Origin of the sequence: Saccharothrix ecbatanensis (assembly GCF_014205015.1) — a bacterium.
Lineage (GTDB): Bacteria > Actinomycetota > Actinomycetes > Mycobacteriales > Pseudonocardiaceae > Actinosynnema > Actinosynnema ecbatanense.
In genome coordinates, this window is sequence record NZ_JACHMO010000001.1 from 2,723,757 (window position 1) to 2,748,490 (window position 24,734).

Annotated in this window: 18 protein-coding genes; 7 read left to right on the forward strand and 11 right to left on the reverse strand. The window is 70.8% G+C overall.

The genetic code is table 11. The features are described 5' to 3' along the window. Positions 1–179: 179 nt before the first annotated feature. The 5 genes from hisG to F4560_RS11785 form a co-directional block, all read right to left on the reverse strand. Positions 180–1,043: an ATP phosphoribosyltransferase gene (gene hisG / locus F4560_RS11765; protein ID WP_184919439.1), complete on the reverse strand. Its 864-nt coding sequence runs from the start codon at positions 1,041–1,043 to the stop codon at positions 180–182. A gap of 186 nt (positions 1,044–1,229) precedes the next feature. Continuing rightward, on the reverse strand, positions 1,230–2,357 hold the full coding sequence (locus F4560_RS11770; RefSeq protein ID WP_184919441.1) for an acyltransferase family protein: 1,128 nt from the start codon (positions 2,355–2,357) through the stop codon (positions 1,230–1,232). 110 nt (positions 2,358–2,467) lie between these two features. Further along, positions 2,468–3,178 (reverse strand): GNAT family N-acetyltransferase, encoded by a 711-nt coding sequence (locus F4560_RS11775; protein WP_184919443.1) that lies wholly within the window; start codon positions 3,176–3,178, stop codon positions 2,468–2,470. A gap of 67 nt (positions 3,179–3,245) precedes the next feature. Then, positions 3,246–3,821: an FMN reductase gene (locus F4560_RS11780; RefSeq protein WP_184919445.1), complete on the reverse strand. Its 576-nt coding sequence runs from the start codon at positions 3,819–3,821 to the stop codon at positions 3,246–3,248. Beyond that, positions 3,818–4,900 (reverse strand): LLM class flavin-dependent oxidoreductase, encoded by a 1,083-nt coding sequence (locus F4560_RS11785; RefSeq protein ID WP_184919447.1) that lies wholly within the window; start codon positions 4,898–4,900, stop codon positions 3,818–3,820. The genes F4560_RS11780 and F4560_RS11785 overlap by 4 nt, the downstream gene beginning before the upstream one ends. A 135-nt stretch (positions 4,901–5,035) precedes the next feature. Between F4560_RS11785 and F4560_RS11790 the strand changes: the two genes are divergently transcribed. Together F4560_RS11790 and F4560_RS45530 are read left to right on the forward strand one after the other, a co-directional pair. Continuing rightward, a complete protein-coding gene (locus F4560_RS11790) occupies positions 5,036–6,127 on the forward strand; it encodes an acyl-CoA dehydrogenase family protein (protein ID WP_184919449.1) in 1,092 nt (363 codons plus the stop codon). 101 nt (positions 6,128–6,228) lie between these two features. Next, the gene (locus F4560_RS45530; protein ID WP_184919450.1) at positions 6,229–6,645 is read left to right on the forward strand and encodes a peptidase inhibitor family I36 protein; all 417 of its coding nucleotides are present in this window, start codon (positions 6,229–6,231) and stop codon (positions 6,643–6,645) included. Positions 6,646–6,711: 66 nt separating this feature from the next. Here F4560_RS45530 and F4560_RS11800 read toward each other — a convergent pair whose 3' ends face one another. From F4560_RS11800 to F4560_RS11810, 3 genes are read right to left on the reverse strand one after another with little or no spacing between them, the layout of a single operon-like run. Beyond that, positions 6,712–7,503, reverse strand: a complete 792-nt coding sequence (locus F4560_RS11800; RefSeq protein WP_312869185.1) for an AfsR/SARP family transcriptional regulator — start codon at positions 7,501–7,503, stop codon at positions 6,712–6,714. Between the two features lie 44 nt (positions 7,504–7,547). After that, positions 7,548–10,961 (reverse strand): DNA topoisomerase (ATP-hydrolyzing), encoded by a 3,414-nt coding sequence (locus tag F4560_RS11805; protein ID WP_184919454.1) that lies wholly within the window; start codon positions 10,959–10,961, stop codon positions 7,548–7,550. Positions 10,962–11,001: 40 nt separating this feature from the next. After that, positions 11,002–14,496, reverse strand: coding sequence for an ATP-binding protein (locus tag F4560_RS11810; RefSeq protein WP_184919456.1), 3,495 nt, complete (start codon positions 14,494–14,496; stop codon positions 11,002–11,004). 252 nt (positions 14,497–14,748) lie between these two features. Here F4560_RS11810 and F4560_RS11815 point away from each other — a divergent pair, with 252 nt between their 5' ends. Further along, entirely contained in the window at positions 14,749–15,267 is a 519-nt protein-coding gene (locus F4560_RS11815) for a hypothetical protein (protein ID WP_184919458.1), read from the forward strand. Between the two features lie 51 nt (positions 15,268–15,318). Then, the gene (locus F4560_RS11820; RefSeq protein WP_312869187.1) at positions 15,319–17,340 is read left to right on the forward strand and encodes a hypothetical protein; all 2,022 of its coding nucleotides are present in this window, start codon (positions 15,319–15,321) and stop codon (positions 17,338–17,340) included. Between the two features lie 10 nt (positions 17,341–17,350). On the opposite strand, the gene F4560_RS11825 is transcribed toward F4560_RS11820, so the two are convergent. Continuing rightward, positions 17,351–18,382, reverse strand: coding sequence for a polysaccharide deacetylase family protein (locus F4560_RS11825; protein WP_184919460.1), 1,032 nt, complete (start codon positions 18,380–18,382; stop codon positions 17,351–17,353). Positions 18,383–18,625: 243 nt separating this feature from the next. Here F4560_RS11825 and F4560_RS11830 point away from each other — a divergent pair, with 243 nt between their 5' ends. Further along, positions 18,626–20,173: a putative glycoside hydrolase gene (locus F4560_RS11830; RefSeq protein WP_312869188.1), complete on the forward strand. Its 1,548-nt coding sequence runs from the start codon at positions 18,626–18,628 to the stop codon at positions 20,171–20,173. Further along, positions 20,170–20,973, forward strand: coding sequence for a DUF3152 domain-containing protein (locus F4560_RS11835; RefSeq protein ID WP_184919465.1), 804 nt, complete (start codon positions 20,170–20,172; stop codon positions 20,971–20,973). Before F4560_RS11830 ends, F4560_RS11835 begins: the two co-directional genes overlap by 4 nt. Positions 20,974–21,103: 130 nt before the next feature. On the opposite strand, the gene F4560_RS11840 is transcribed toward F4560_RS11835, so the two are convergent. Further along, positions 21,104–22,474: a GH1 family beta-glucosidase gene (locus F4560_RS11840; protein WP_184919467.1), complete on the reverse strand. Its 1,371-nt coding sequence runs from the start codon at positions 22,472–22,474 to the stop codon at positions 21,104–21,106. A 116-nt stretch (positions 22,475–22,590) separates the two neighbouring features. On the opposite strand from F4560_RS11840, the gene F4560_RS11845 reads away from it, so the two are divergent. Continuing rightward, positions 22,591–23,868, forward strand: a complete 1,278-nt coding sequence (locus F4560_RS11845; RefSeq protein WP_221483455.1) for an RNA-guided endonuclease InsQ/TnpB family protein — start codon at positions 22,591–22,593, stop codon at positions 23,866–23,868. On the opposite strand, the gene F4560_RS11850 is transcribed toward F4560_RS11845, so the two are convergent. Next, the gene (locus tag F4560_RS11850; protein ID WP_184919469.1) at positions 23,843–24,727 is read right to left on the reverse strand and encodes a carbohydrate ABC transporter permease; all 885 of its coding nucleotides are present in this window, start codon (positions 24,725–24,727) and stop codon (positions 23,843–23,845) included. The two genes, F4560_RS11845 and F4560_RS11850, sit on opposite strands and share 26 nt — an antisense overlap. Positions 24,728–24,734: the final 7 nt, after the last annotated feature.

The window sequence follows — 24,734 nt, forward strand, 5'->3', positions numbered from 1 at the left end:
GAACGCTCAGGTCCCGCGAGTCGAACGCTCGCGACCCTCGAATTCAACGCTCAGGACGCGCGGCCGGCTGCCAGGAAGACGAAGAACTCCACGTTCGCGCACGGGTGAGGTACGCGAACGTGGAGTTCGGGGTGTCTGAGTGTTCGACTCGCGGGACCTGAGTGTTCGACTCGCGGGATTTAGATGCGGCAGGTGTCGAGGGAGCTGACGAGGATCGCGCGGGCGCCCACGCGCCACAGCTCGTCCATGATGAACGGGGCGTCGTCGCGCGGCACGAGGGAGCGGACGGCCACCCAGCCTTCGCGGGCCAGCGGCGAGACGGTGGGCGACTCGATGCCGGGCACCAGCTTGAACGCCTCCTCCTGCGCCTCCGTGGGGCAGTCGAAGTCGAGGATGACGTAACGGCGGGCGATCAGCACGCCCTGGAGCCGGCGGTGCAGGATCTCGACCGCGCGCACGGAGTCCCCGTTGTCGGCCACGGTGTCGCCCTGGATCAGCACGGCCTCGGACTTGAGGATCGGCGAGCCGAACGTCTCCAGCCCCGAGGTCTTCAGCGTGATGCCGGTTTCCACCACGTCGGCGATCGCGTCGGCCACGCCGAGTTCGACGGCCGTCTCCACCGCGCCGTCCAGCCGGACGAGGCGCGCCTTGACGCCGAGGTCGGCCAGGTGGTGCTCGACCAGGTTCGGGTAGCTGGTCGCGATCCGCCTGCCCTCGAGGCCCGCGGCGTCCTCGATGCCGCCGGGCTTCGACGCGAAGTAGAACGACGCCCGGCCGAAGCCGAGCGGCAGGATTTCCTTCGCGGACACGGTGGAATCGAGCAGCAGATCACGACCGGTGATGCCGACGTCCAACGACCCCTCGCCCACGTACACCGCGATGTCGCGGGGACGCAGGAAAAAGAATTGCACATCATTTGCCGGGTCGGCCACGATCAGCTCACGGCCTGACCTGTTCACCCGATAACCCGCTTCGGCCAGCATTTGGGCCGCGGGAGCACTCAACGAGCCCTTGTTGGGCAGGGCGAAGCGAAGAGGAGCCATGGCGCGAAGTCTCCCACACCGAGGCGTCCGTCCCCGTCCCGGGTATGCCCAGGTGTCCCACGGTGTGGAAACCACGCGGTGTGGTGCCGGCGTCACCCGTCCGGGCTTCCCACTACGTGAACACCGGACGTCCCGACACCGCCCGGCACGTCTATTCGACCCGAATTGACGCCGACATCGAGCACATTAAAGAAAGCGGCCCAAACGGGTTCGGGTGGTCAATAGCCAACCGGCCCCGAAAGACACCGCGATCGCGATCGCCGCCACCAGGAACGCTTTCACCTCGGCCGGGAACGGCAACGGCCGGGCCGCGACCGCCAGCACGATGAGAACCGGCCCCTGGATGAAGAACGCGGCGAACGCACCACGCGCGAGCGCCACCGCCAACGGTCCGTCACGGGTCAACCGGCGCTGCGCCCAGCCGAGCAGCCACACCGACCCGCCGACCACGAGCACCGCCTCCACCGCGGCGAACAGCAGCGCCTGCCACCGCCAGCCGCCGAGGAACGGTCCCGCCTGACCGGCCAGGTCCGACACACCCAGTGCGACCGCGGCCACCGGCACCGACAGGATCGCCAGCGCCGCCACCACCCGACTCCCCCGCCACATCCCTTCCGGCACCCGCTGCGCGAACCCCGAACGCGCGCCCACGATGCCCAGTCCGAACATCGCGATCAGCTGCGGCCACCACCAGATGTGCAGGTCGCCGACCTGGCCGCTGCGCGCCGGAATCCACAGCCGCACCACGAACGTGCTTACCACGACGCCCGCCGTGACCGCCACGAGGTGCCCGCCGGTCAGCACGACGGCAGCCGACGCCGGCCGGCCGAACAGCGCGTAGGCGACGGAGAACAGCAGCAGGATCTCGACGAACCACAGCGATCCGGAGTCCAGCAGCGGCTCGCGGTGCGTGAACACCCACCACGGCGTGACGTCGTGCCCGGCGGCCCGGTACGCCACCCACAACGTCAGCGGCCACACCAGCAGCGCGGAGATCGCGAACGGGATGCCGAGGCGGACCAGTCGGTCGCCGATGAACCGGGCGGTTCCCTTGCGCGCCAACGACTCCGGCGTGAACAGTCCGGACAGGAGGTAGAAGGTGCCCATCAGGAACAAGCCCGACGGGCCGAGGACGGCGGCGAGCACGGCCTCGACGTGCGGTTCGAACGTGACTTCGTTGACCTCGTCGTACGGCCACCCGCCCACCGCGGAGTACCCGAGCAGCGCGTGCCCGCCGATCACCCAGGCGACGAGCAGCACCTTCAGGTTGTCCACCGCGGCCAGCCGGGACCGCTGCCGCACCTCTGCGGTCATTCTCCCAAGGTAACTCCGGAAACGTGAAAAAGACCCCGGAGAAGTCCCCCACCAGCGACATCATCACCCGTTCGCAGTCGGGCCACATCAGCCCGGAGGCGTGACGCCCGTCAGTCGATGTTCGACCACCAAGCGGCCTGGGTGACGACGGAGAAGCCGAGCGAGTCGTAGAGCGGCCGACCCGTCTTGGTCGCGCTGAGGGTCATCGGCAGCACCGGGAACTCGTTGAGCACGGCGTGCATCAACGCGCGGCCGACGCCGCGGGAGCGGTGCTCGGGCAGGGTCGTCACCCAGTACACACCGGCCGCGTCGTCCGACTCGACGGTCAGGCACACACCGGCCACGACGCCCTCGCGCCACACCGTGTGCATCCGGAAGCCCTCGCGGTCCTTCAACGCCAAGGGCACCGCGTTGCCGGTCGGGAAGCCCGGCAGGGGAAAGCCTTCGACCACGACCCGCTCGGCGACGGCCCACTCCTCGGCCGTGCGCACCGTCCGAACCTCCAGGTCGGGCGGCGGCACGGGGGCGGACGGCCGGATCATCACCGGCAGCTGCCAGAAGGTGAGCCCGAGCGCCGCGCCGTCGATCCCGCCGAACGAGTCCTCGACCACCACCCGCGCCGGGGCCCGCTTGACCAGCAGCTCCAGCTCGGCGATGTCGTCCGGGTCGGGGTCCGGACGGACCGCGAGCACCCGCAGCAGGGTCGGCCCGCTCATCGCGAGGTACCCGGCGCGGGTGATCAGGTCGTAGCCGCGGGTCCGGGCGAGCGCGGTCGTCAGGGCGGCGGCGTTGCGCACCGCGAGGTGCAGCGAGGCGGACATGGACCGAACCCTAAGCGGCGACCGGACCGGCGGTCAGGTCCGTTTCCACCTCGCCGACGTGCGCCGCTCACCGTCCGGCGAGCAACTCCTCGAACGGCACGAACCGCTCCGCGGGCTTGGTGGCCGCACGTCCCGCGAGCAGGTCCGCCAGCTCACCGGCCGCACGGTCGACGCGGCCGGGCAGGCCTTCCGCGCCCCAGTCGGACGACGCCGCGTACACACCGGTCGGCGCCACGATCGCCCGCATGTAGGCGAACAACGGCCGCAGCGCGTGGTCGAGCACCAGCGAGTGGCGCTCGGTGCCGCCGGTCGCGCCGATCAGCACCGGCTTGCCCGCCAGGGACTCCGGCTCCAGCACGTCCACGAACGACTTGAACAGGCCGCTGTAGGACGCGTTGAACGTCGGCGTCACCGCGATCAGCCCGTCCGCCCCGACCACCGACTCCACCACCTCGCGCAGCCGTGCGCTCGGGAAGCCGGTGACGACGTTGTCCGCGATGTCCCGCGCCAGGTCCCGGAGGTGCACCGTGCGCACCTCCAGTCCGGGCACGAACCGCTCGACGCCTTCGGCCAGCCGGGTCGCCAGCATCTGCGTGGACGACGGCGACCCGAGCCCGGCCTGCACGACAGCCAGCGTGGTCATCGGCTGTTCACCCCTTCCGCGGCGAGCATCGAAGCGTGGGTCGGGGCGTCCGGCACGTCCGCCGGCCGGCCCACCGCGAACTCACGGCGCAGCGTCGGCACGATCTCGCCGAGGAGGTCCAGCTGCTCCAGCACCGTCTTCAACGGCAGGCCCGCGTGGTCCATCAGGAACAGCTGCCGCTGGTAGTCGCCGAAGTGCTGCCGGAACGTCAGCGTCTTGTCGATGACCTCCTGCGGGCTGCCGACCGTCAGCGGCGTCTGCGACGTGAACTCCTCCAGCGACGGGCCGTGCCCGTACACCGGGGCGTTGTCGAAGTACGGCCGGAATTCGCGCACCGCGTCCTGCGAGTTGCGGCGCATGAACACCTGGCCGCCGAGTCCGACGATCGCCTGGTGCGCGGCGCCGTGCCCGTAGTGCTCGTAGCGCTCCCGGTAGAAGGTGATCAGCCGCTGGAAGTGCTCCTTGGGCCAGAAGATGTGGTTGGCGAAGAAGCCGTCGCCGTAGTAGGCGGCCTGCTCGGCGATCTCCGGGCTGCGGATCGAGCCGTGCCACACGAACGGCGGCACGTCGTCCAGCGGACGCGGGGTCGAGGTGAACGACTGGAGCGGCGTGCGGTGCTTGCCCTCCCAGTCCACGACGTCCTCGCGCCACAGCCGGCGCAGCAGGGCGTAGTTCTCGATCGCCAGGTCGATGCCGTCGCGAAGGTCCTTGCCGAACCAGGGATACACGGGCGCCGTGTTGCCTCGGCCCATGACCAGGTCCACCCGGCCGTCGGCGAGGTGCTGGAGCATCGCGTAGTCCTCGGCGATCTTCACCGGGTCGTTCGTGGTGATCAGCGTGGTCGCGGTGGACAGGATCAGCCGCTCGGTGCGGGCCGCGATGTAGCCGAGCATGGTGGTCGGCGACGACGGCACGAACGGCGGGTTGTGGTGCTCGCCGGTCGCGAACACGTCCAGGCCGACCTCTTCCGCCTTCAGCGCGATCGCGACCATGGCCTTGATGCGCTCGGCCTCGGTCGGCGTCCGGCCCGTGGTGGGGTCGGGCGTCACGTCGCCGACGGTGAAGACACCGAACTGCATGGCCACTCCTCATCAGGTAGTTGCACTTTCAACTAACTCGCACAACGGTACCTCACCCCAGGACTATTCCGGTGTTGTCTGGTGGCGCGGACCACGCCAAGGTGTGTCACACGGGTCACCGACGGGGGAGGCACGGTGCACGAGCTGGTCCGGCGCGCCGCGGAGATCGTCCCGGTCCTGCGCGCCCACGCCGCCTGGGGTGACGAGCACCGGAGGCTGCACGAGGGCGCGTTGGAAGCGATGGCCGACGCCGGCGTGCTGCGCCTTCGGGTGCCCGTCGCGCACGGCGGTCACGAAGCGGACCTGACCACGGTGGTCGAGGTCATCGCCGAACTGGCCCGCGGTGACGGGTCGGCGGCGTGGACCGCGGCGGTGTGGGCCATCTCGACCTGGGTTGCCGGCCAGTTCCCCGACGAGGTCCGGCAGGAGGTCTTCGCCAAACCGGACGTGCGGGTCACCGGCATCCTCAGCCCCACCGCGACGGCCGAGCCGGTCGGCGGCGGGGTGCTGGTCAACGGGCGGTGGGCGTTCACCACGTCCGCGCCGCAGAGCCACTGGACCACGAACGCCGCCATCCTCATGCCGGACCGGGTACCCGTGGCGCTGGCGATCCCCCTGGTCGACCTGGAGGTCGTGGACGACTGGCACACCACCGGCCTGCGTGCGACGGGCAGCGTGACCACGGTCGCGAAGGACCTGTTCGTGCCGGCCGAGCGGGTGCTGCGCCTGGCGCCCGTGCTGCTGGCCCACCCGGACGCCTCCGCGCCGATGTTCCGCGCGCCGTTCATGCCCGCCGCCTGCGCCACGGTCAGCGCGCCCGCCGTCGGCCTGGCCCGCGCGGCGGTGGAGGCGTTCGCGGCGGTCACCTCCGCGTTCCCGCTGCGGATCCGCGAGGCCACGGTGCTCGCCGACGAGGCCCAGGTCCACTCCCGCCGCACCGCCTCCGTGGTCGACCGCAAGGCCGCCCGCGGCGAGACGTGGACGCCCGAGGACCGCGCCGGGGTGCGCCGGGACCTCGGCGAGGCGTGCTCACGGGCACGGGACGCGGTCGCCGTCCTCGACGCGAACGTCCTAGGCGCGAACGGTGCCGGGGCGGACTGCCCGGCCCTGCACCGCATCCAGCGCGACGTGCACGCGCTCAACCTGCACGCGGTCCTGCACCCCAACGCCAACCTGGAGCGGTACGGCCCGGTCTTCCTCGGCCGGCAGCCGGAGGCGGACGCGTGATTCCTTGATCCACCATTGTTTGCTGTTAGAAAGTAGTTAGCGCGGTTCCCCACTCTTGTCCGCAAGGCACAACGCCTGCACACAATCGAGGGGGAATGATCGTGATTCGCAGGATTCTCACGTTGCTCGGCGGTGTCGTGGCCGCCGCAGCGCTGTTCAGCGCTCCCGCCCAGGCCGCCGACACGGCCGACGTCCGGACGTACACGGCTCCGAGTGATTCGGTCTCCACCCTGGCGTGGAGCGACTGCCCGGCCGCCCGGATGTGCATCTTCGCCAACCTCAACGGCGGCCGGCCGTACGGCTACTTCGCGTCGGGTGACGGCGACCTCGCCGACTCCAGCGGTCCGAGGGGGCTCAACAACACCACCGAGAGCGTGTGGAACCGCACCAGTCAGTACTGGTGCTTCTACGACGCCGGCGGCTACAACAACCTGATCTTCATCGTGGGGCCCGGCGTCCAGACCAACCTGGTCCCCGGGGACCGCAACCGGGTGACGTCGCTGCGCATCTGCCCCTGAGCCCACCGGGGGTGAACGGGTCCGCGGCCGGGTTCTCGAAACCCGGCCGCGGGCCTGTTCGAGCGGTCACCACCCCGCTGCGACCTCGCCGCGCAGGATGCGGGAGTGCAGCGCGCGCAGCCGATTCGACGGCTCGACGCCCAGTTCACCGACCATCGTCCGGCGGAACGCCGCATAGACGTCCAAAGCGTCGGCGACCCGGCCGGACGACGCCAGCGCGGTCATGAGCTGCGCGCGGAGCCGTTCCCGCAGCGGGTGCTCCGCGACCAGCCCGGTCAGCTCGGCGACGAGGTCGGCGTCCCGGCCGAGCAGCAGGTCGGCGTCCACGCGCTCCTCCAGCACCGCCATCCGGAACTCCTCCAGCCCGGCCGCCACGTGGGCCGCGCAGCGGAGTTCCGGGAGCACCGGCCCCCGCCACCGCTTCAACGCCGACCGCAGCATCGCGGCGCCCGACTCGACGTCACCGGCGGCCAGCACGCGCCGGGCGTGCTCGACGTCGTCCCGGACCAGGTCCACTTCGAGTTCGGCCGGACTCGCCCGGAGCACGTACCCGGGTCTCGCCGTCCCGATCCGCGTCCTGCCGAGCAGTCGGCGCAGCCGGAACACGATGCTGTGCAGCTGCGCCTTCGCCGACGGCGGCGGGCACTGATCCCACAGCTCGTCGAAGATCCGACCGGCCGACACCACCTCGTTGGCGTGCAATACGAGCATCGCCAGCACAACCCTGTTCTGCGGTGTGCCGAGCGGAACTTCCTCCCCGCCGCATTCCACCCGACATTGCCCCAGTGAACGGAAAAGCCACATAAGCGCATCCCCCCGGATCCGTCTGCGATCCAGGGTGACACGCGACCGCGCCATTCGCAGGGAATGCGGCAAATCGCTTTCGCGCGTGGCGGCGGGGCTCAGTCGCGTTCGATCAGGTGCCCCACCACGTCCGGACCGGGGTGGGCGTGGCCGGAACCGTCCCGGCGGTCGTCCGCCGCGGGCAGCTCGACCGGCGACCCGTTGTCCGCCGCACCGGCCGGCCGCGGCCCCACCCAGGCCAACGCCAACGCCGTCTCGCCCTTCAGGAACCGGTGCGCCCGCACACCACCCGTCGCCCGGCCCTTCGCCGGGTACACGGAGAACGGCGTCACCTTCACGCTCTGCCCCGTCGACGTCACGACCATCGGCTCACCGTGCTCGTCATCGTCCGTGCGCACGGCCCCGAAGAACACCACCGACGCGTCCGAGCCGACGTTGACACCGGCCATACCGCCGCCCTTGAGGCCCTGCGGACGCACCAGCGACGCCGGGTACCGCAACAGCGACGCCTCCGACGTCACGAACACCACGGTCTCGTCCGGGCCGGCCAGCCAGGTCGCGCCGACCACCTCGTCACCCTCCTTGAGGGTGATCACCTCGAACTCGTCCGACCGCACCGGCCACTCCGGCGCGCACACCTTCACCGTGCCCTGCCGCGTGCCCAACGCCAGCCCCGGCGACTCCGTGTCGGTCAGCGGCGCGATGCCCACGACCTTCTCACCGGCCTCCAGGTCCACCAGCTCACCGGCCGACATCCCACCGCTCAACGACACCGTGCCGCTCTGCTCCGGCAACACCGGCAGCGGCAGCACGTCCGTCTTGAACGCCCGACCCCGGTTCGTCACCAGCAACACCTGGCCACGCGCCGTCGTGTGCACGGTCGCCGCCACCGCGTCGTGCTTCGTCCGCCCGTTGCGGCGACGCGCCTCCGACGCCTCCTCCGACTCGGCGGCCGTGCGCGCCACCAGGCCCGTCGCGGACAGCACCACCTGGCACGGGTCGTCGGCCACCTCCAGTGGCCCGGCCGGCTTCGACGCCGCCAGCACCTCCTTGAGGTCACCGTCGAGCAGCGTGGTGCGGCGCTCCTGCTGGAGGTCCTTGGCCACCTTCGCCAGCTCGGTCGACACGACCTTCTTCAACACGGCCGGGTCGTCCAGGATCTTGCTCAGCTCGGCGATCTCGTTGCGCAGCTTCTCCTGCTCCGCTTCCAACTCCAGCGCGTCGTAGCGGGTGAGCCGGCGCAGCGGCGTGTCGAGGATGTACGTCGCCTGGATCTCGGAGAGCTTGAACGTTTTCATCAAGCCCTCCTTCGCGGCGGCGGCGTTGTCGCTGCCCCGGATGAGCTTGATCACCTTGTCGATGTCCAGCAGCGCCCTGAGCAGGCCCTCGACCAGGTGCAGCCGGTCCTCCCGCTTGCGGCGGCGGAACTTGGTGCGCCGGGTGACGACCTCGTAGCGGTGCTTGAGGAACACCTCCAGCAGCGCCTTCAGCCCCAGCGTCCGCGGCTGTCCCTCGACCAGGACCAGGTTGTTGATGCCGAACGACTGCTCCATCGGCGTCAGCCGGTACAGGTCGGACAGCAGGGCCTGCGGGTTCACGCCGACCTTGCACTCGATGACCACGCGGGTGCCGTTCTCGCGGTCGGTGAGGTCCTTGACGTCGGAGATGCCGGTCAGCCGCTTGGACTTGGTGACCTCGTCGGTGATCTTCTCGATGATCTTCTCCGGCCCGACGCCGTACGGCAGCTCGGTGACCGTGATCGCCTGTCGGCCACGGCTGCCCTCCAGCAGCCCGGTCTCCACCTTGGCCCGCATCCGCACCACACCGCGCCCGGTCTCGTACGCCTTGCGCACCTCGTCCAGCCCGAGCAGCACCCCGCCGGTCGGCAGGTCGGGGCCGGGGATGAACTCCATCAGCTTGTCCAGCGAGGCGTCCGGGTGCGTCACCAGGTGCCGCGCCGCCGCGACCACCTCGGCCAGGTTGTGCGGGATCATGTTCGTCGCCATCCCGACCGCGATCCCCGACGTGCCGTTGACCAGCAGGTTCGGGAACGCGGCGGGCAGCACGGTCGGCTCTTGCAGTGAGCCGTCGTAGTTGGGCCGGAAGTCGACGGTGTCCTCGTCCAACTCCCCGACCAGCAGCATCGCGGCGGGCGACATCCGGGCTTCCGTGTAGCGCGACGCCGCCGGTCCGTCGTCCGGGCTTCCGAAGTTGCCGTGCCCGTCGACCAACGGGGTGTTCAGCGAGAAGTCCTGGGCCAGGCGGACCATCGCGTCGTAGATCGCGGTGTCGCCGTGCGGGTGGTACTTGCCCATGCAGTTGTGCACGACGAAGCCGCTGACCACGAACGCGTGCTCGTCGGTGGCGACCTGGATGTCGTACGTGGTGTCCGGTGCGACCGGTTCCACCGACACGACCTGCGGGAACGGCTTGTCGGTGGCGTGCCGGGCGTTGCGGATGACCTGGACCAGGCCGTCTTGGCGCGGGCCGACGCCGGTCCAGCGCAGCAACGCCACGGCGAGCGCGGCGGCGTCACGGCCGGTGATGGCGAGGGAGCCGGCGTCACGCCGGGTGCGGATGCCCGAATCGGCGAGCATGGCGTACTCGGGCTCGCCGCCGGGCAGCACGATCTCGCGGCCGTCGCGGACGAAGCCGCCGGCGGCGAACAGGCCCGACAGGAACGGCGTCCACGCCGAGCGGTCGCGCAGCACGGAGTCGAACCGGCCCGCGACGGCCGCTTCCAGGCCTGTGTGGCGGGCGAAGGTGAGGGTGTGGCGGACGCGCTCGTCCGTCTCGACCTTGTCGCGCGCCACGGTCACGTCGTGCGCGATGGCCCAGCCGTGCGCGATGTCGATCGGGTCGACGTCGGCCAGTTCCAGCCGCACCCGCCCGTCGGCGAGCACGTCACCGGCCGCCGCGACCAAGCCGAGCACGAAACCGGACGAGTCGCCGTCGGCGAGGAGGTTCGCGTGCCGTTCGCCGCCGAAAGCCACCGTGTGGGCGCCGGCGAGGTCACGGGCGTCGGTCCACCCGTCGGTCTCGTCGTGGGTGCGGAACCGCTGACCGGGTGTGACGAGCATCGAGTGGCCGTCGGACCAGGTGACGCGGACCAGGTCGGACACGGGGTTCTCGTACACGGCGTTGACCGCGACCGGCTCGCCCCGCCCGTCCAGGACGCGGTCGCCGATCTCGATCTCCTCGATCGGCCGCAGGCCCTCGGGCGTGGACACGAGCGCGCCGCGGACGAAGCAGTCGCCGACCACGCGGGAGGACTTCACGTACGCGCTGGTCGGGCGGTAGCCCTGCTCGTTCATCGAGAACAGGATCCGGCGGTGCACCGGCTTGAGGCCGTCCCGCGCGTCGGGCAGGGCCCGGGAGTGGATCACCGAGTAGGCGTACTCCAGGTACGAGTCCTCGATCTCGGTGGTGAGCGAGTTGTCGAAGACCTGGGCGCCCGCGCGGTCGAAGGCGGACGGGTCGACCCTGGTCGTGGGGGTCTTGCGGCGTGCCATGGTCGGTCGTTTCCTCGTGTCAGGCGGGGTGTCAGGCGGGTCAGATGTCGATCGCGGACTGGTCGACCCGGGCGGACGACTCGACGAGCCACGCCCGGCGCGGCTCGACCTTCTCGCCCATCAGCAGTTCCAGCGCGGCTTCCGCGGCTTCCGCGTCGTGCATGGTGATGCGGCGCACCGAGCGGGTGGCGGGGTTCATCGTGGTCTCCCACAACTCGTCCGCGTCCATCTCGCCCAGGCCCTTGAACCGGGGCACCGGCTTGACCACCGTCTTGCCGGCCTTTTCCAGCCGGGCGACCTTCTGCTCCATCTCGCGCTGGCTGAAGGTGAAGTGGGTCTCGGCGTTGCGGCCCTTGGTGACGACCTTGTGCAACGGCGGCATGGCGGCGAAGAGCCGGCCGTCCTCGATCACCGGACGCATGTACTTGGCGAACAGGGTGATCAGCAACGTCCGGATGTGCGACCCGTCGACGTCCGCGTCGGCCATCAGGATGACCCGGCCGTAGCGCATGGTGGCCAGGTCGAACGTCCGCCCCGTGCCCGCGCCGAGCACCTGGACGATGCTGGCGATCTCGGCGTTGCGCAGGGTGTCGGCGAGGCTGGCCTTCTGCACGTTCAGGATCTTGCCGCGCAGGGGCAGCAGCGCCTGGTACTCGGACACACGGGCCATGCGCGCGCTGTTGTGCACGAAGACACCGGCTTCGAGCGCGAAGTTGTGGTAGCCGTCGACCGTCAGGTCGTAGACGTCGGCCGTTTCGCTGAGCGGCTCGACCGCGGCCACCGCGTGGTTGACGTGGGCAGCGGCCTTCCAGAGCCGACCAACGTCGCCGTCGACGGTTTCGAGCAGGCGCTCGAACTTCAGGCCGGTGCGGGCGTTCGCCAGGCGATCGGCTTCGTACGCAGCGGCGATCTCCGCGTCGGTCAACGACAGCAGCGGTCGGAGGCGCTTCAGCGCGGCCAGCCGCCTGCCTTCGATCTGCTTCGCCACGCGCTCCGACCTGTCCACCGTCTCGACGTAACGACGGCGCCCCGCCTGGACCTTGGCCAGGTGGCCGTTGTCCGGGTCGAGCAGACGCAGCTTCATCCGCAGTGCGTGCCGTTCCCCGAACTCGGGGTGCTCCTCGTGCCAGGCGATCACCGCGGCCCGCTGGCGTTCCCGCTCAGCCGGGTCCGAGAACTGCTCGACCGTTTTCCTCGATCGCCACGCCACCAGGTCCTCGTCGGCCCATTGCCGCTTCGACCTCTCGCTCCACTCCGCCCGCCGGCCAGGCTCGGCGAAGAAGAGCCGGACCCGCTCGGCCGCGTCCTCGCGGTGTTCGGGACGTGCCCAGTAGTTGGCCTGCCGCTCGCGCATCCGCTCGGCGTACTCGGCCCGCTCGTCTTCGGTGAGCGACGCGTACCAGTCCTGGAAGCCCTGCTCGATCCGCCGCCGGAACTCCGGGTCCGAGTTCAGCGCCACCAGCCGCGCCAGGCAGGCCTGGCGGAAGTCAGGGTCTTTCCACTGCGCCGACAGCATCGCCGACTTGAACTCCAGCCCGCCCTCGGCAAGCCACGCCCGGTAACCCGCGTGGACATGCTCACCCATCATCGAGGCGTGTAGGGCGGCGTGGTCGTCCCACGTCATCCGACGAAGGTTGCGCGGGTCGTTGTTGCGCTTGTCGACGTCGACGTGGTGACGGACGGTGCCGTTCTCGGCACTGTCGAGGCCGTGCCGGAGGTTGTAGGCGTCGGCGAGGTAGTGGGTGTAGACCCACTCGTCCCGGTCGTTCATCCAGACCCGCTCGTAGCCGTCGAGTTTGTCGCCCGTCGCCTTGGCCGAGAAGGAGCGGTACAGCGGCATCAGCGAGTCACCCGGCTGGAGCTGGTCGGCGCGCCGGTAGGAGCCGTCACGGAGCCGGAACAGGTGGTCCGGCGTGCAGCGGACGGACTCGCCGCTGTCCAGCGTGACGCGCACCAGCGGCGCGTTCCGCTTAGTCAGCCTTGGCTCTACGAGCGGCGCGACGACGACGCGGCCAGCCTTGTTGGTCGTGTAGCCGAAGTGCGTGACACCGCGGTCCCAGTCCGCGGCGAGGTCCGCGAAACTCATGGCGCGCCCGGAGGCCAATGCCACCTGTGTGTCGCCAACAAAACAACCGAGGGCGCTGTCGCCTTCCACCAGAAATAGTTCGCTACGCGAAACACCTGTGCTGCGGCAGTCCACCAGTTTCGCGGGCATCGCGGCGCCTTCGAGGGCCGTCTTGCGCCGCGCGGCGTCCTTCTGGTGCTTCTGGGTCAGTCGGACGCGGGCGGCGTCGACGACCTTCTGGAGCACCACCTTGGCCTCGCCCTTGGTGCGGCGGTCCTCGGTCCACGCCTTGAGGTGCTTCTCCACCACCGCGAGCGTCACCTTGGTGATGCCGGCGGTGGACAGCTCGTCCTTGGTCTGCGAGGTGAACTGCGGTTCCGGGATGCGGACGTGGACGACGGCGGTCATGCCTTCCAGCACGTCGTCCAGGGTCGGCGGGTCCTCCTTGGGCTTGAGCAGGCCCCTGGTCTTGCCGATCGCGTCCTGGATCGCCTTGACGACGGCGCGGTCGAAGCCGCGTCGGTGGGTGCCGCCGTGCACGTTGCGGATCGTGTTGGTGAAGCACTCGATCGTCCGCTCGTAGCCGGTCCCCCAGCGCAGCGCGATCTCGACCTCGGCGTGGCGCTCCACCTTGGACCGCATCACGCCGTTCTCGTCGGCCGCGTTCTCGTAGTAGACGCCGGTGCCGTTGATGAGCAGGGTGCCGGAGACCGGCTTCTCGCTCGCGGGGGCCAGGTGGTCGACCATGTCGACCAGACCGCCCGGGAAGTGGAACGTCTCCTCGCCGATCGTGTCGTCGGTGGCGACGCGGAGGGTGTACGTCACGCCGGGCACGAGGAAGGCGGTGTTGCGCAGCTTGGTGCGGACGGCCTCGACGTCGAGCGCGGCGCCGTTCTCGAAGTAGCGGGTGTCGTACCAGTAGCGGATGGACGTGCCGGTGCGCTTGGTGCGGCCGGTGACGCGGAGGCCGGACTGGCGGGTGAACGCGGCCTTGGGGCCGGGGCCGTCGAAGACGCCGGGGACGCCGTGCGCGAACGACATCTCGTGCGTCTTGCCCTCACGGCGGACGACGACGTCGAAGCGGTGGGACAGGGCGTTCACGGCGGACGCGCCGACGCCGTGCAGGCCGCCGGAGGTCTTGTACCCGGAACCGCCGAACTTGCCGCCGGCGTGCAGCCTGGTGAGCACGAGTTCGACGCCGGACAGGCCCGACTTGGCGTGGGTGCCGGTGGGGATGCCGCGGCCGTCGTCGTCGACCTGGACGCTGCCGTCGGCGTGCAGCGTGACGACGATCTTGGTGGCGTGACCGGCCACGCCCTCGTCGGTGGAGTTGTCCACGACCTCGGAGAACAGGTGGTTGATGCCCCTGCTGTCGGTGGACCCGATGTACATGCCGGGGCGCTTGCGTACCGCCTCCAGACCCTCCAGGTGGGTCAGGTCGTCGGCCCCGTACAGGATCTCAGCGGTCACCGGGTCGTTCTCCCCAGGTCGTGGGCGTGCGTCGAGCGGTTCACGGTAACCGAGGACAGCGTGGGATCTGCCGAGTCCCCGGTGTCGGGATACGGTCGGGCACGTGGTTCGGTCGTTCACCCGCGATCTTGCCATACTCGAACACAGGTTCGAAGCGTGGCATCGGATCGGAGCAGGGACCGCCGCGAAATGACCCCGCACTCCCGTCTGCCATACCCCTCGCGCGGTGGGCCCACACCTACGACGCGCCTGTTGCGGGCGTGGTTGGTCGCGTCGACCCTCGGCGGGGTGCCGTCGACCGTGCACGCGCTGCTGACCGGTGGTGACGTGCTGCGATCGACCAGGGCGGCGGCGACGTTGCTGGGCGGCTCACGCTCGGGCGGCCCAGGTTCTGGCTCAGGCTCGGGCGGCCCAGGCTCAGGCTCGGGCGCGGCCGGCCTGGTCCGTGGAGCCGTCGCGCACCTCGGCGTGTCGGCGTTCTGGACGGTCGCCTTGGCACTCGTGGACCGGCGGTGGCCGTTGGACGCGCGCCGGGGCGCGGTGGCCGGGGCGGTGATCGCGGTGGTCGATCTGGAGGTGGTCGGCCGGCGGTTCCCGGCGATCCGGGAGTTGGGCCGAACGGCCCAGTGGGCGGACCACGTGGCGTTCGGCGCGCTGGTGGGCGCGGTCCTGGGGTCCACAGTGGACGAGGTTGGCGGCACGCGCCGGTCCCTGGCCCGACGTCGTCCGGGTAGGGTGCGGGCGTTCCCGCGCTGTCGTGCCTGGAGGTGATCGGGCGCCTTGATGTTCCGACGTGCCGCACCGAAGGAGCGTGCCCCGCAAGTGGATCCCGTGATCGAGCGGGAGCCCCTGCCCGCGCCCCAACCTCCCGCCGCGACGCCCCCGCCCGCCCAGTTCTCGGCTTCGTTCGCGGGCGCCACGCTGGTCATCGGGCCGCCTTCGGGCGCGACACCGCCCGCGGTCGCCGTGGGCCGGAGCCTGCCGGTGGACCGCGGCCGCACGGTGGTCGTGATCGATCCGCCGCACGGCGACGAGGCGTCCTTCTGGCCGGCCGTGGCCACCGCGCTGCACGGCCGTGGTCCGGTGCGGCTGATGACCTCGCACTCGGGCTCGATGCGGCCGACGGCGCCCGCGCAGTGGCTCGCCGAGCAGTTGCAGGCCGAGGTGGTGGCGCCGGACGGCGCGGTGACCACGGTGCCGGGCGCGGCGTTCGTCGCGGGCAACGGCGGGTACGGCTGCTGGCTGCGGTTCCTGCCGGGCGCGTCGCCGGTGCCGATGGGCCGCCGGTTCCCGGTGCCGCAGTGGGAGGCGGTCGACCCGAACACGCCGTGGCCGACGGGTGACGTCGGCATCTCCGAACCGATCCCGGCCGGGCTGTGGCTGCGGGCGCAGCGCGCGCAGTTCGACCCCCAGGCGCCGGACGCGCGTGCGGTCATCGGGCTGCCGTGCCGGGACAACGTGCTGACCGTCGTGATCGGCGGTCCCGGTCAGCCGGCGATCCCGACCGACGAGGTGTGCCGGCTGCTGGGCGGGCTGCCGTCGGTGGCGCGGTCGCGGGTGCGGCTGGTCTGGTACGGCGGCGAGCACCAGGCGCAGGCGGTGGCCGACGAGCTGGGCGAGCCGATTTCGCTGTACACGGGCCTGCCGGTGGGTTCGGTGCGCACCGGCGCGGCCGTGGTGGCGGTGAACCCGCGTGGGCAGCAGACGTGGCGGCCGTACGTGACCGAGGTGCGGTACGCGCCGGCGGGCGTGCCGGTCGTGTCGGGTTACCGGGCTCCGGTCCCCGGCCTGGTGGAACGCGGCGCGGGCATCTTCGACCTGGGCGGCGGCGTGGTGCTGGAGGTCGTGCCGTCCGGCTTGTGGGTGCGTGAGGCGGAGGACAACGGGCCCGAGGTGCGGTCGCTGCCGGTGGACCCGGAGTGGGCTCGGCTGACCGTCGGCACGCCGGGCCGCACGACGGCGGGCGCGGTGGCGGTGGCGGGCGCGTCGCTGGTGGAACGGCTGGAGCCCGAGGTTCGCCGGCTGCTGAAGGTGGTGTTCTGCGACCCGTCGCCGCCGTCACGGCCACCGGTCGCCGAGGAGGAGCCCCCGCCCGTGACGGCGGACGAGCCGGTGCCGCTGAGCGTGGACGGTCCGCTGTCCGACTCCCCCGCACCCGTGTGGGGCGAGCAGGTCGGCGAGGAGGTCGTGCCGCCGGACCACCGCAGCACCGAGCAGGAGCGCGACGCGCTGCGCCGGATGCTCGGCGAGCGCTACGGGCAGCACGCGGCGGTGGCGTGCCGGCACATCGCGGAGCGCCCGGACGACTCCGAGGCGTTCGAGGCCGTGGTGACGGACCTGGCGGCGGTGTCGGCGTACCTCCAGCAGGACGAGGAGATCCTGGTCGAGGCGCTGCGCACGGGGAAGCTGGGCCGGTTGTGGCCGTACGCGGCGTCGGTGGTGTCGGGTCTGCGGCGGCTGCCGGTGTACCAGGGTGTGACGGTGTGCTGGGGCGAGGCGCGGCGGTACCGCACGGGTGACGTGCTGGTCGAGCAGGGCCTGCTGAACACGGTGGCCGGGCCGGCGGTGCCGGTGGACGGGCGGGTGGAGTTCCTGATGTGGTCGGTCACCGGGCGACGGGTGTCGGTGGTCGACTCGTTCGGCAGCGTGCTCCAGGAACGGGTGGTGTTCCCACCCGGCAGCGCGTTCAAGGTGCTCGCGGTGGTGGAGGCCGAGGAGTCCGCGCCGATGCAGGTGATGGTGCAGGAGGTCGTGGGTCGCCACCACGAGCTGCCCCAGGGTGTGCTGGGCAGCCTGGAGCGTGCCGCGGTCGCCCTGCGCAACCACGCCCGCGCCACCGCCTGACCCGGCGGGTTCAGTACCCGAAGGCGCGGTCGGCGAACTGCTCGGCGGGTGAACCGGCCGCGGCCGGGTGGGAGATCCGGCCGGGCACGCCGTCGGACGTGTACCGCTGCTCCGGGGCGGCGGCCAACTGGTCCAGCCACACCGTCGAGCCGTAACGGGCGTCCTCGCCGGTCGGGTCCTGCGACCGGATGCGCGGCGTGGCGACCGGGTCGAACTCGGCCGAGTACGGCGAGGGCGCCGGTCCCGCGCCGACCATCAGCACGCACACGTAGTCGTAGGACGCGCCGTCGGACGTCCCGCGTCGGGCGAGCTCCGGGTTGCCGGGCACCGCGCCGAAGGGCAGCGCGAGGCTCGACACCCGGTACCCCGGCACGGCCTTCTCGATCTCCCGCTGGCCGAGCGCCACGGCCTGCTGGACCTGCTGGTCGGCCACGGAGCCGAGGTTCGTGTGCTCCAGCGTGTGGTTGCCGATCTCGAAGCCGTTGTCGTGCAGCCACCGCAGCGCCGCGCCGTCCGGCGACGCGAACGGTCCGCCGTTGACGTACAGGCTCGCCACCGGCCGGAAGCCGGGGTGCTGGGCGGCCACGTCGAGCAGGATGGCGATCGCGGTGCCAGGCGCCGGGCGGCCGTCGGGGCCGAGCGCGAACTGGGTCGGGTCACCGTCGTCGAACGTCAGCACGACGGGGTGCTTGCCCGCCGGGATGTCGATCCGACCCGTCGCGTACTCCGAGGTCGTCACCGGCACGTACCCCTCGCCGGCGAGCCGTTCCAGCTCGGCGCGGAACGCCGCCGGTGTCCGGTCGTAGACGGACGTCGGCTGCTCGACCAGCCGGTGGTACATCAGGATCGGGACCTGCCCGAGTTCGTTGGCCCGGACGGCCGCCGGGTCCGGCGGCGCGGAGGAGGAGGGCGCCGGCGACGGAACAGCGGCGGCCGGTCCGGGCATTTCCGCCGCGGGCAGCTCGGCGGCGGGCTGGGCGGTGCAGGCGAAGCACAGGGCGGCGGAGAGCGCCACGACGGCCGGTACCGGCCTGGGCGACATGGTGTTCACCTTCGGATGGTTGCGCTTGTCGGCCGACCGGAAACCCGAGTACACCCCTTTGGATGACCGCCTGTTTGGCAGCCGGCCAGGGGGTTAGTCGCTGGTTGCAGATGGCACGCCCAGATCGGAGTCGACCGGATGTCGGATTCAGCCTCATCGGACGCAGCCTTGTCGGACGCCGCCCCGCCGGACCCGCCCCTTTCCGGCGGTGAGCCTGGAGAGCCGCCTCGCAAGACCAGGCGCGTGGTGATACCCGCGGTCGGTGTCGTGGTGTTGCTGCTGATCGCGGCGGTCGTCACGACGATCGTCTACGGCCGTGGCGTCGGACTCTCCGTCGCCGAACTGGCCGACGGAATCGCTGTCACTCGTTCGGGTGTAGAGCGCGTGTCCATCACGACCGCGGACCCCAAGGGGCTCGATCGTGTCACCGTGCACTTGGACGGACAGCCGGTGGAAGTGGTGCGCGCCGACGGCCGCATGACCCTGACCGGCGTGAAGCTGGCCGAGGGCAGGCACATCCTGTCCGTGTTCGCGGCGAACCCGCTGCCGTGGATGCCCGACGCGCAGGTCCGGCGCGAGTTCACCGTCGACGACACGCCGCCCACGTTGAACGTCGACGTGGTCGAGGCCGAGTCGCCGCGCGGCCCGGTGACCGTGCGGGGCAGCGCCGACGGAGCGGACTCGGTGCTGGTCGGCGACCAGAAGGTGCCGGTCCGGGACGGCAAGTTCGAGGCGTCGCTGGCCGCGGCGCCCACCCGGATCCGGGTCGAGGCCAACGACGCGGCGGGCAACGCGCAGCACCGCGAGGTCCCGGTCAAGGTGACCCATCCGGGGATGCGCGCCGTGCACATGAGCGCCACGGCGTGGGCGACCCCGTCGCTGCGCGATCCCGTGCTGGCGATGGCGCGGGAAGGCCGCATCGACACCGTGCAGCTGGACATCAAGGACGAGAGCGGCGAGATCGGCTACGACTCGCAGGTGCCGCTGGCCAGGCAGATCGGCGCGAACCGCAACCACTACGACGCCCGCGCCGTGCTGGACGACCTGCACGGCAAGGGGCTGCGGGTGGTCGGCCGGCTGGTGGCGTTCCGCGACCCGGTGCTGGGCAAGGCGTCCTGGGATTCCGGCGCGCGCGACCGGGTGGCGCAGAACGCGTCGGGCGCGCCCTGGTCGGCGCACTACGGCCAGTACGCGTTCACCAACTTCGCCAACCCCGAGGTCCGCGCCTACAACACCGCGATCGCCGAGGAGGCCGCCCGACTCGGGTTCGACGACATCCTCTACGACTACGTGCGGCGGCCCGACGGCCCGCTGCGGCAGATGGTGTTCCCCGGCCTGAGCACCACGCCCGAGCAGTCCATAGTGGACTTCCTCCGGGACAACCGGGCCGCCGTCCGCCCGCACGGCGCGTACCTGGGCGCGTCGGTGTTCGGCATCGCCGCGCACAGCCCGCAGGACGTCGCGCAGGACATCCCGGCGTTGTCGGCGCACGTCGACTACGTCGCGCCGATGGTCTACCCGTCGCACTGGGGTCCGGGCGAGTACGGCGTGGACAACCCGAACGCCAAGCCGTACGACATCGTGCGGGCGTCCGTCGCGGACTTCGTGCGGATGACGGAGGGCACCGGCGCGACGGTCATCCCGTGGCTCCAGGCGTTCTCGCTGGGCCACGCCTACGGGCCGGGTGAGGTGCAGGCGCAGGTCGTCGCCACGGCGGACGCGGGCGCGCCGTCGTTCCTGCTGTGGCACGCGGGGTGCACCTACGGCTCGGCCGGGTTGGAACCCGCATGAGGTCCGTCCCGCTCGTGCCCTACCTGACCGGGGTGTGCCTGGCCGTGACGACGGTGGTGGCGTTGGACTTCGGGCTCGCGGACCGGCCGGCCACCGTCGTGTGGCCCGCCGCCGGCGTCGTGCCCGCCGAGCTGCCATCCCCGTCCACTCCGACCCCGGCCGCGGCGCCGTTCGACAGCTTCCGGTCCGCCCCGGATCTGCCGCCCGGCCACCCGTTCCCGGCGCACGGGGTAGGGACGTGGCGGGTCGTGCCACCGGTCGCTCGGAACTCCGATGGGGGTGGGTTCACCTACACGGTCGAGGTCGAGGACGGCATGGAGCTGCCGAACGGCGACAAACCGTTCGCCGCGGTGGTCGAGTACGCGCTGACGCACCCGCGCGGGTGGTCCGGACGACAGCACGCGTTCCGCCGGGTCGGGCCCGAGGTGGAGCCGGAGCTGCGGATCAGGTTGACGTCCCAGCAGACCTCACGGACGCTGTGCGGCTTCGAACTGCCCTACGACACGTCGTGCCGGATCGGGTCGACCGTGCACCTCAACTCGGCACGCTGGTTCCGCGGCGCGCACACGTACGGCCGTGATCTGCTGGGCTACCGGATCTACACGATCAACCACGAGGTAGGCCACTTCCTCGGCCTCGGGCACGAGGTGTGCCCGACGGACGGCGGCCCGGCCCCGGTGATGATGCAACAGACGTTCAGCATCGACAACGACGGCCTGGCGTCGATCATCACCGGCAGCAACCAGGGCGTCCAGGTGACCCCGGACGGCAAGTCCTGCACCCCAAACCCCTGGCCCTGAACCGGACCACGCCTCACGCACCGCGAGGTCGACTTCCCAGGCGACCGAGCCCGCCATCTGCGGAGCCGGGGCAATCAAATGCAGCCACCGTCGCGCCGAACGCGCCTCCGCGCGACGGTGGCCCGGCAGGTCACCCAGCAGCGGCGGAACTCCCCCGCTGCTCGGCGACCAGGTCGCGGTACCAGTGGAAGCTCGCCCTCGGCGTGCGCTCCAGCGTGTCGTAGTCCACGTGGACCAAGCCGAAGCGGTGCTTGTAGCCGTGCGCCCACTCGAAGTTGTCCAGGAACGACCAGACGAAGTAGCCGCGCAGGTCCACCCCCGCCGTGACCGCGTCCCGTGCCGCCGCGAGGTGGCTGCGCAGGTAGTCGATGCGCTCCTGGTCGACGAACCCGGGGTTGTCCGGGTAGACGCACCCGTTCTCGGTGACGTAGACCGGCGGCAGGTTCGGGTACCGGTTCTTGAGGCCCACCAGGGTCTCCGTCATCCCGGCGGGCTCGACCGGCCAGTTCATCGCGGTGCGCGGCACGTCCGGCAGCCGGCTGGTGTCGATGCCGACGTCGATCGACGTGCGGGTGGCCGGGTTCGGGTCGCGGTGCGGCGCGTCGGCCACGTGCTGGCGGTAGTAGTAGTTGATGCCCACGTAGTCCAGCGGCGTGGAGATCAGCTCCAGGTCGCCGTCCTGCCGGAAGGAGAGGTCGGTGACGCCGGCGAACGTCTCCTCGTAGTCGTCGGGGTAGCGCCCGGCGAACAGCGGCTCGGTGAACTGGCGCCGCAGCAGCAGGTCGTGCCGGCGTGCGGCGGCCACGTCCGCCTCGGACTGCGTCACAGGGGTCGACGGCGACTGGTTGAGCACGATGCCGAACTCATGCCCCTCCTTGCCGCGCATGGCGTTCACCGCGAGGCCGTGCGCGACCATCAGGTGGTGCGCGGCGGCGAGTGAGCCGTGACCCTCCCGTGCGCCGGGAGCGTGTCGGCCCTCGCCGTAACCGACGATGGAGGAGACATACGGCTCGTTGAACGTCGTCCACTTCGACACCCGGTCGCCCAGCGCGTCGTGGACGATCGTCGCGTACTCGGCGAACCGCAGGGTGGTGTCGCGGGAGCGCCAGCCACCCAGTTCCTCCAACGCCTGCGGCAGGTCCCAGTGGTAGAGGGTGAGGAACGGCTCGACGCCCCGTTCCAGCAGCCCGTCGACCAGCCGGCTGTAGAAGTCCAGGCCGCGCTGTTCAACCGGGCCAGAGCCCGTCGGCAGGATGCGCGACCAGGACACGGAGAACCGGTAGGCGTCCACACCGAGCTCGCCGAGCAGCGCCAGGTCCTCCGGCACCCGGTGGTAGTGGTCGCAGGCCACCGCCCCGGTATCACCACCCGCGACCGCACCCGGCACCGCGCCGAACGCGTCCCAGATCGACGGTCCTCTCCCGTCTGCGTCCACGGCCCCTTCGATCTGGTACGCCGAAGTGGCGACGCCCCAGCGGAACCCTTGGGGAAAGTCGATCATCTGAAAACTCCAATGGGGGCTATCCGGCGTTCATGCCGGTCGATCCTCGCTGGGACCGACACTCGACTGACGTTCACATACGAACTGTTAAAGTGTGAATGGTGGGGAGGATCTCGGTGAAGCGTGCGTTCAAGTACCGCTTCTACCCGAGCGAGTCGCAGGAACATCAGTTGCTGCGAACGTTCGGCTGCGTCCGCCTCGTGTACAACAAGGCGTTGGAAGCCCGGACGATCAGCTGGTACGAGCAACACCGGCGGGTGAACTACGGCGACACCTCCGCAATGCTCACCGCCTGGAAGAAGACCCAGGACCTCGCCTTCCTGAACGACGTGTCGTGCGTGCCGCTGCAACAGTGCCTGCGCCACCTGCAAGGCGCGTTCACGTCGTTCTGGAAGAAACAGGCGCGGTACCCGAAGTACAAGTCCCGCAAGCGTAGTCGGGCTTCGGCGGAATACACCCGCGCGGCGTTCCGGTGGCGCGACGGCCGGCTCACCCTGGCGAAGATGGCCGAACCACTGGACATCCGCTGGTCCCGTCCCCTGCCCGAGGGCGCCGAGCCGTCGACGGTCACCGTCTCGTGCGACCGCGCGGGGCGTTGGCACGTGTCGATCCTGGTCGAGACCACGATCGAGCACCTGCCGCCCACCACCGCAGAGGTCGGCGTGGACGCCGGGCTGACCGCGCTGGTCACCCTGTCCACCGGGGAGAAAATCACCAACCCCTGCCACGGCAAACGCGACCACGCCCGACTCGCCCGCGCCCAGAGGGCCTTGTCCCGCAAGCAGAACGGGTCGAACAACCGCGTCAAGGCCCGACTTCGAACCGCCCGCGTCCACGCCAGGATCGGGGACCGACGACGGGACTTCCTGCACAAGCTGTCCACTCGACTCGTCCGTGAGAACCAAACGGTCGTGGTCGAGGACCTCAACGTGCGGGGCATGATGAAGAACCGATCGCTCGCCCGAGCGATCGGCGACGCGTCCTGGGCGCAACTGCGGTCGATGTTGGAGTACAAAACCCGGTGGTACGGGCGTGCACTGGTCATCGTCGATCGCTGGTACCCGAGCACGAAGACGTGCTCGCGATGCGGGCACCTGCTCGACCGGATACCGATGGGTGTCCGCGAGTGGACCTGCCCAGGATGCGACACGACGCATGATCGCGACGTGAACGCCGCGACGAACATCCTGGCCGCCGGGCGGGCGGCCGCAGCCTGTGGAGTCGGAGTAGGACCGACCCGACGTCAGTCGGCGAGGCATCTGACGCAACCCTCCCCTCGTGGGTGGAAGAAGCAGGAACTGCCTGGCGTGAGCCTGGCGGAATCCCGACCTGTGGGCCGGGGTGGACGCCAAGCAAGGAGCGCTGAAATCAGCCCTTCAATGCGCCCTGCATGATTCCGCCGACGATCTGGCGTCCGAACAGGAGGAACACGGCGAGCACCGGCACGGTGCCGATCGTCGCCGCGGTGAGCACGAGGGTGTAGTCGGTGGTGTACCCGCTGGCCAGGGTGGACAACGCGGTCTGGACGGTCGGGTTTTCCGGGGGCAGCACGACGAGCGGCCAGAAGAAGTCGTTCCACGCCTGCATGAACGTGAACAGGCCGAGCACCGCGGCCGCCGGACGAGCGGCGGGCAGGACGACGTTCCAGTACAACCGCAGTGAGCTGCACCCGTCCATCCGCCCGGCCTCCAGCAGCTCGTCGGGCACCGCCCGTTCGAAGTACTGCCGCATGAAGAACACGCCGAACGCGGTGACCAGGCCGGGCACGATGACCGCGTGGATCTCCCCCGCCCAGCCGAAGTCGCTCATCATCATGAACAGCGGGATGACGCCCAGTTCCGTCGGCACCGCCTGGGTGGCCACCACCAACAGCATGAGGCCCGACCGACCCCGGAACTTGAGCTTGGCGAACGCGAACCCGGCCAGCGTGGAGAAGAGCACCACGGACACCGTGATGGTCCCCGACACGATCACCGAGTTCATCATCGCCAACGCGAAGTCGGTCTGGTCGAACACCCGCGCGATGTTGGCGAACAGGTGGCCGCCGGGCACCAGCACCGGCGGCACGCTGTCCACCTTGTCCGGCGTCTGCGACGACACGACGAGCGACCAGTACACCGGGAACGCCGACCCGGCCAGCACCGCGATCAGCGCCGCGTAGGTCCACGGTCCGGGCATCCGCATCCGCATCACGCCACGCCGCCGGGGCTGCGGGGGCGCGCCGGGCGCCAGCGGTTCGAGCACGGTGGTCATGGGTGTC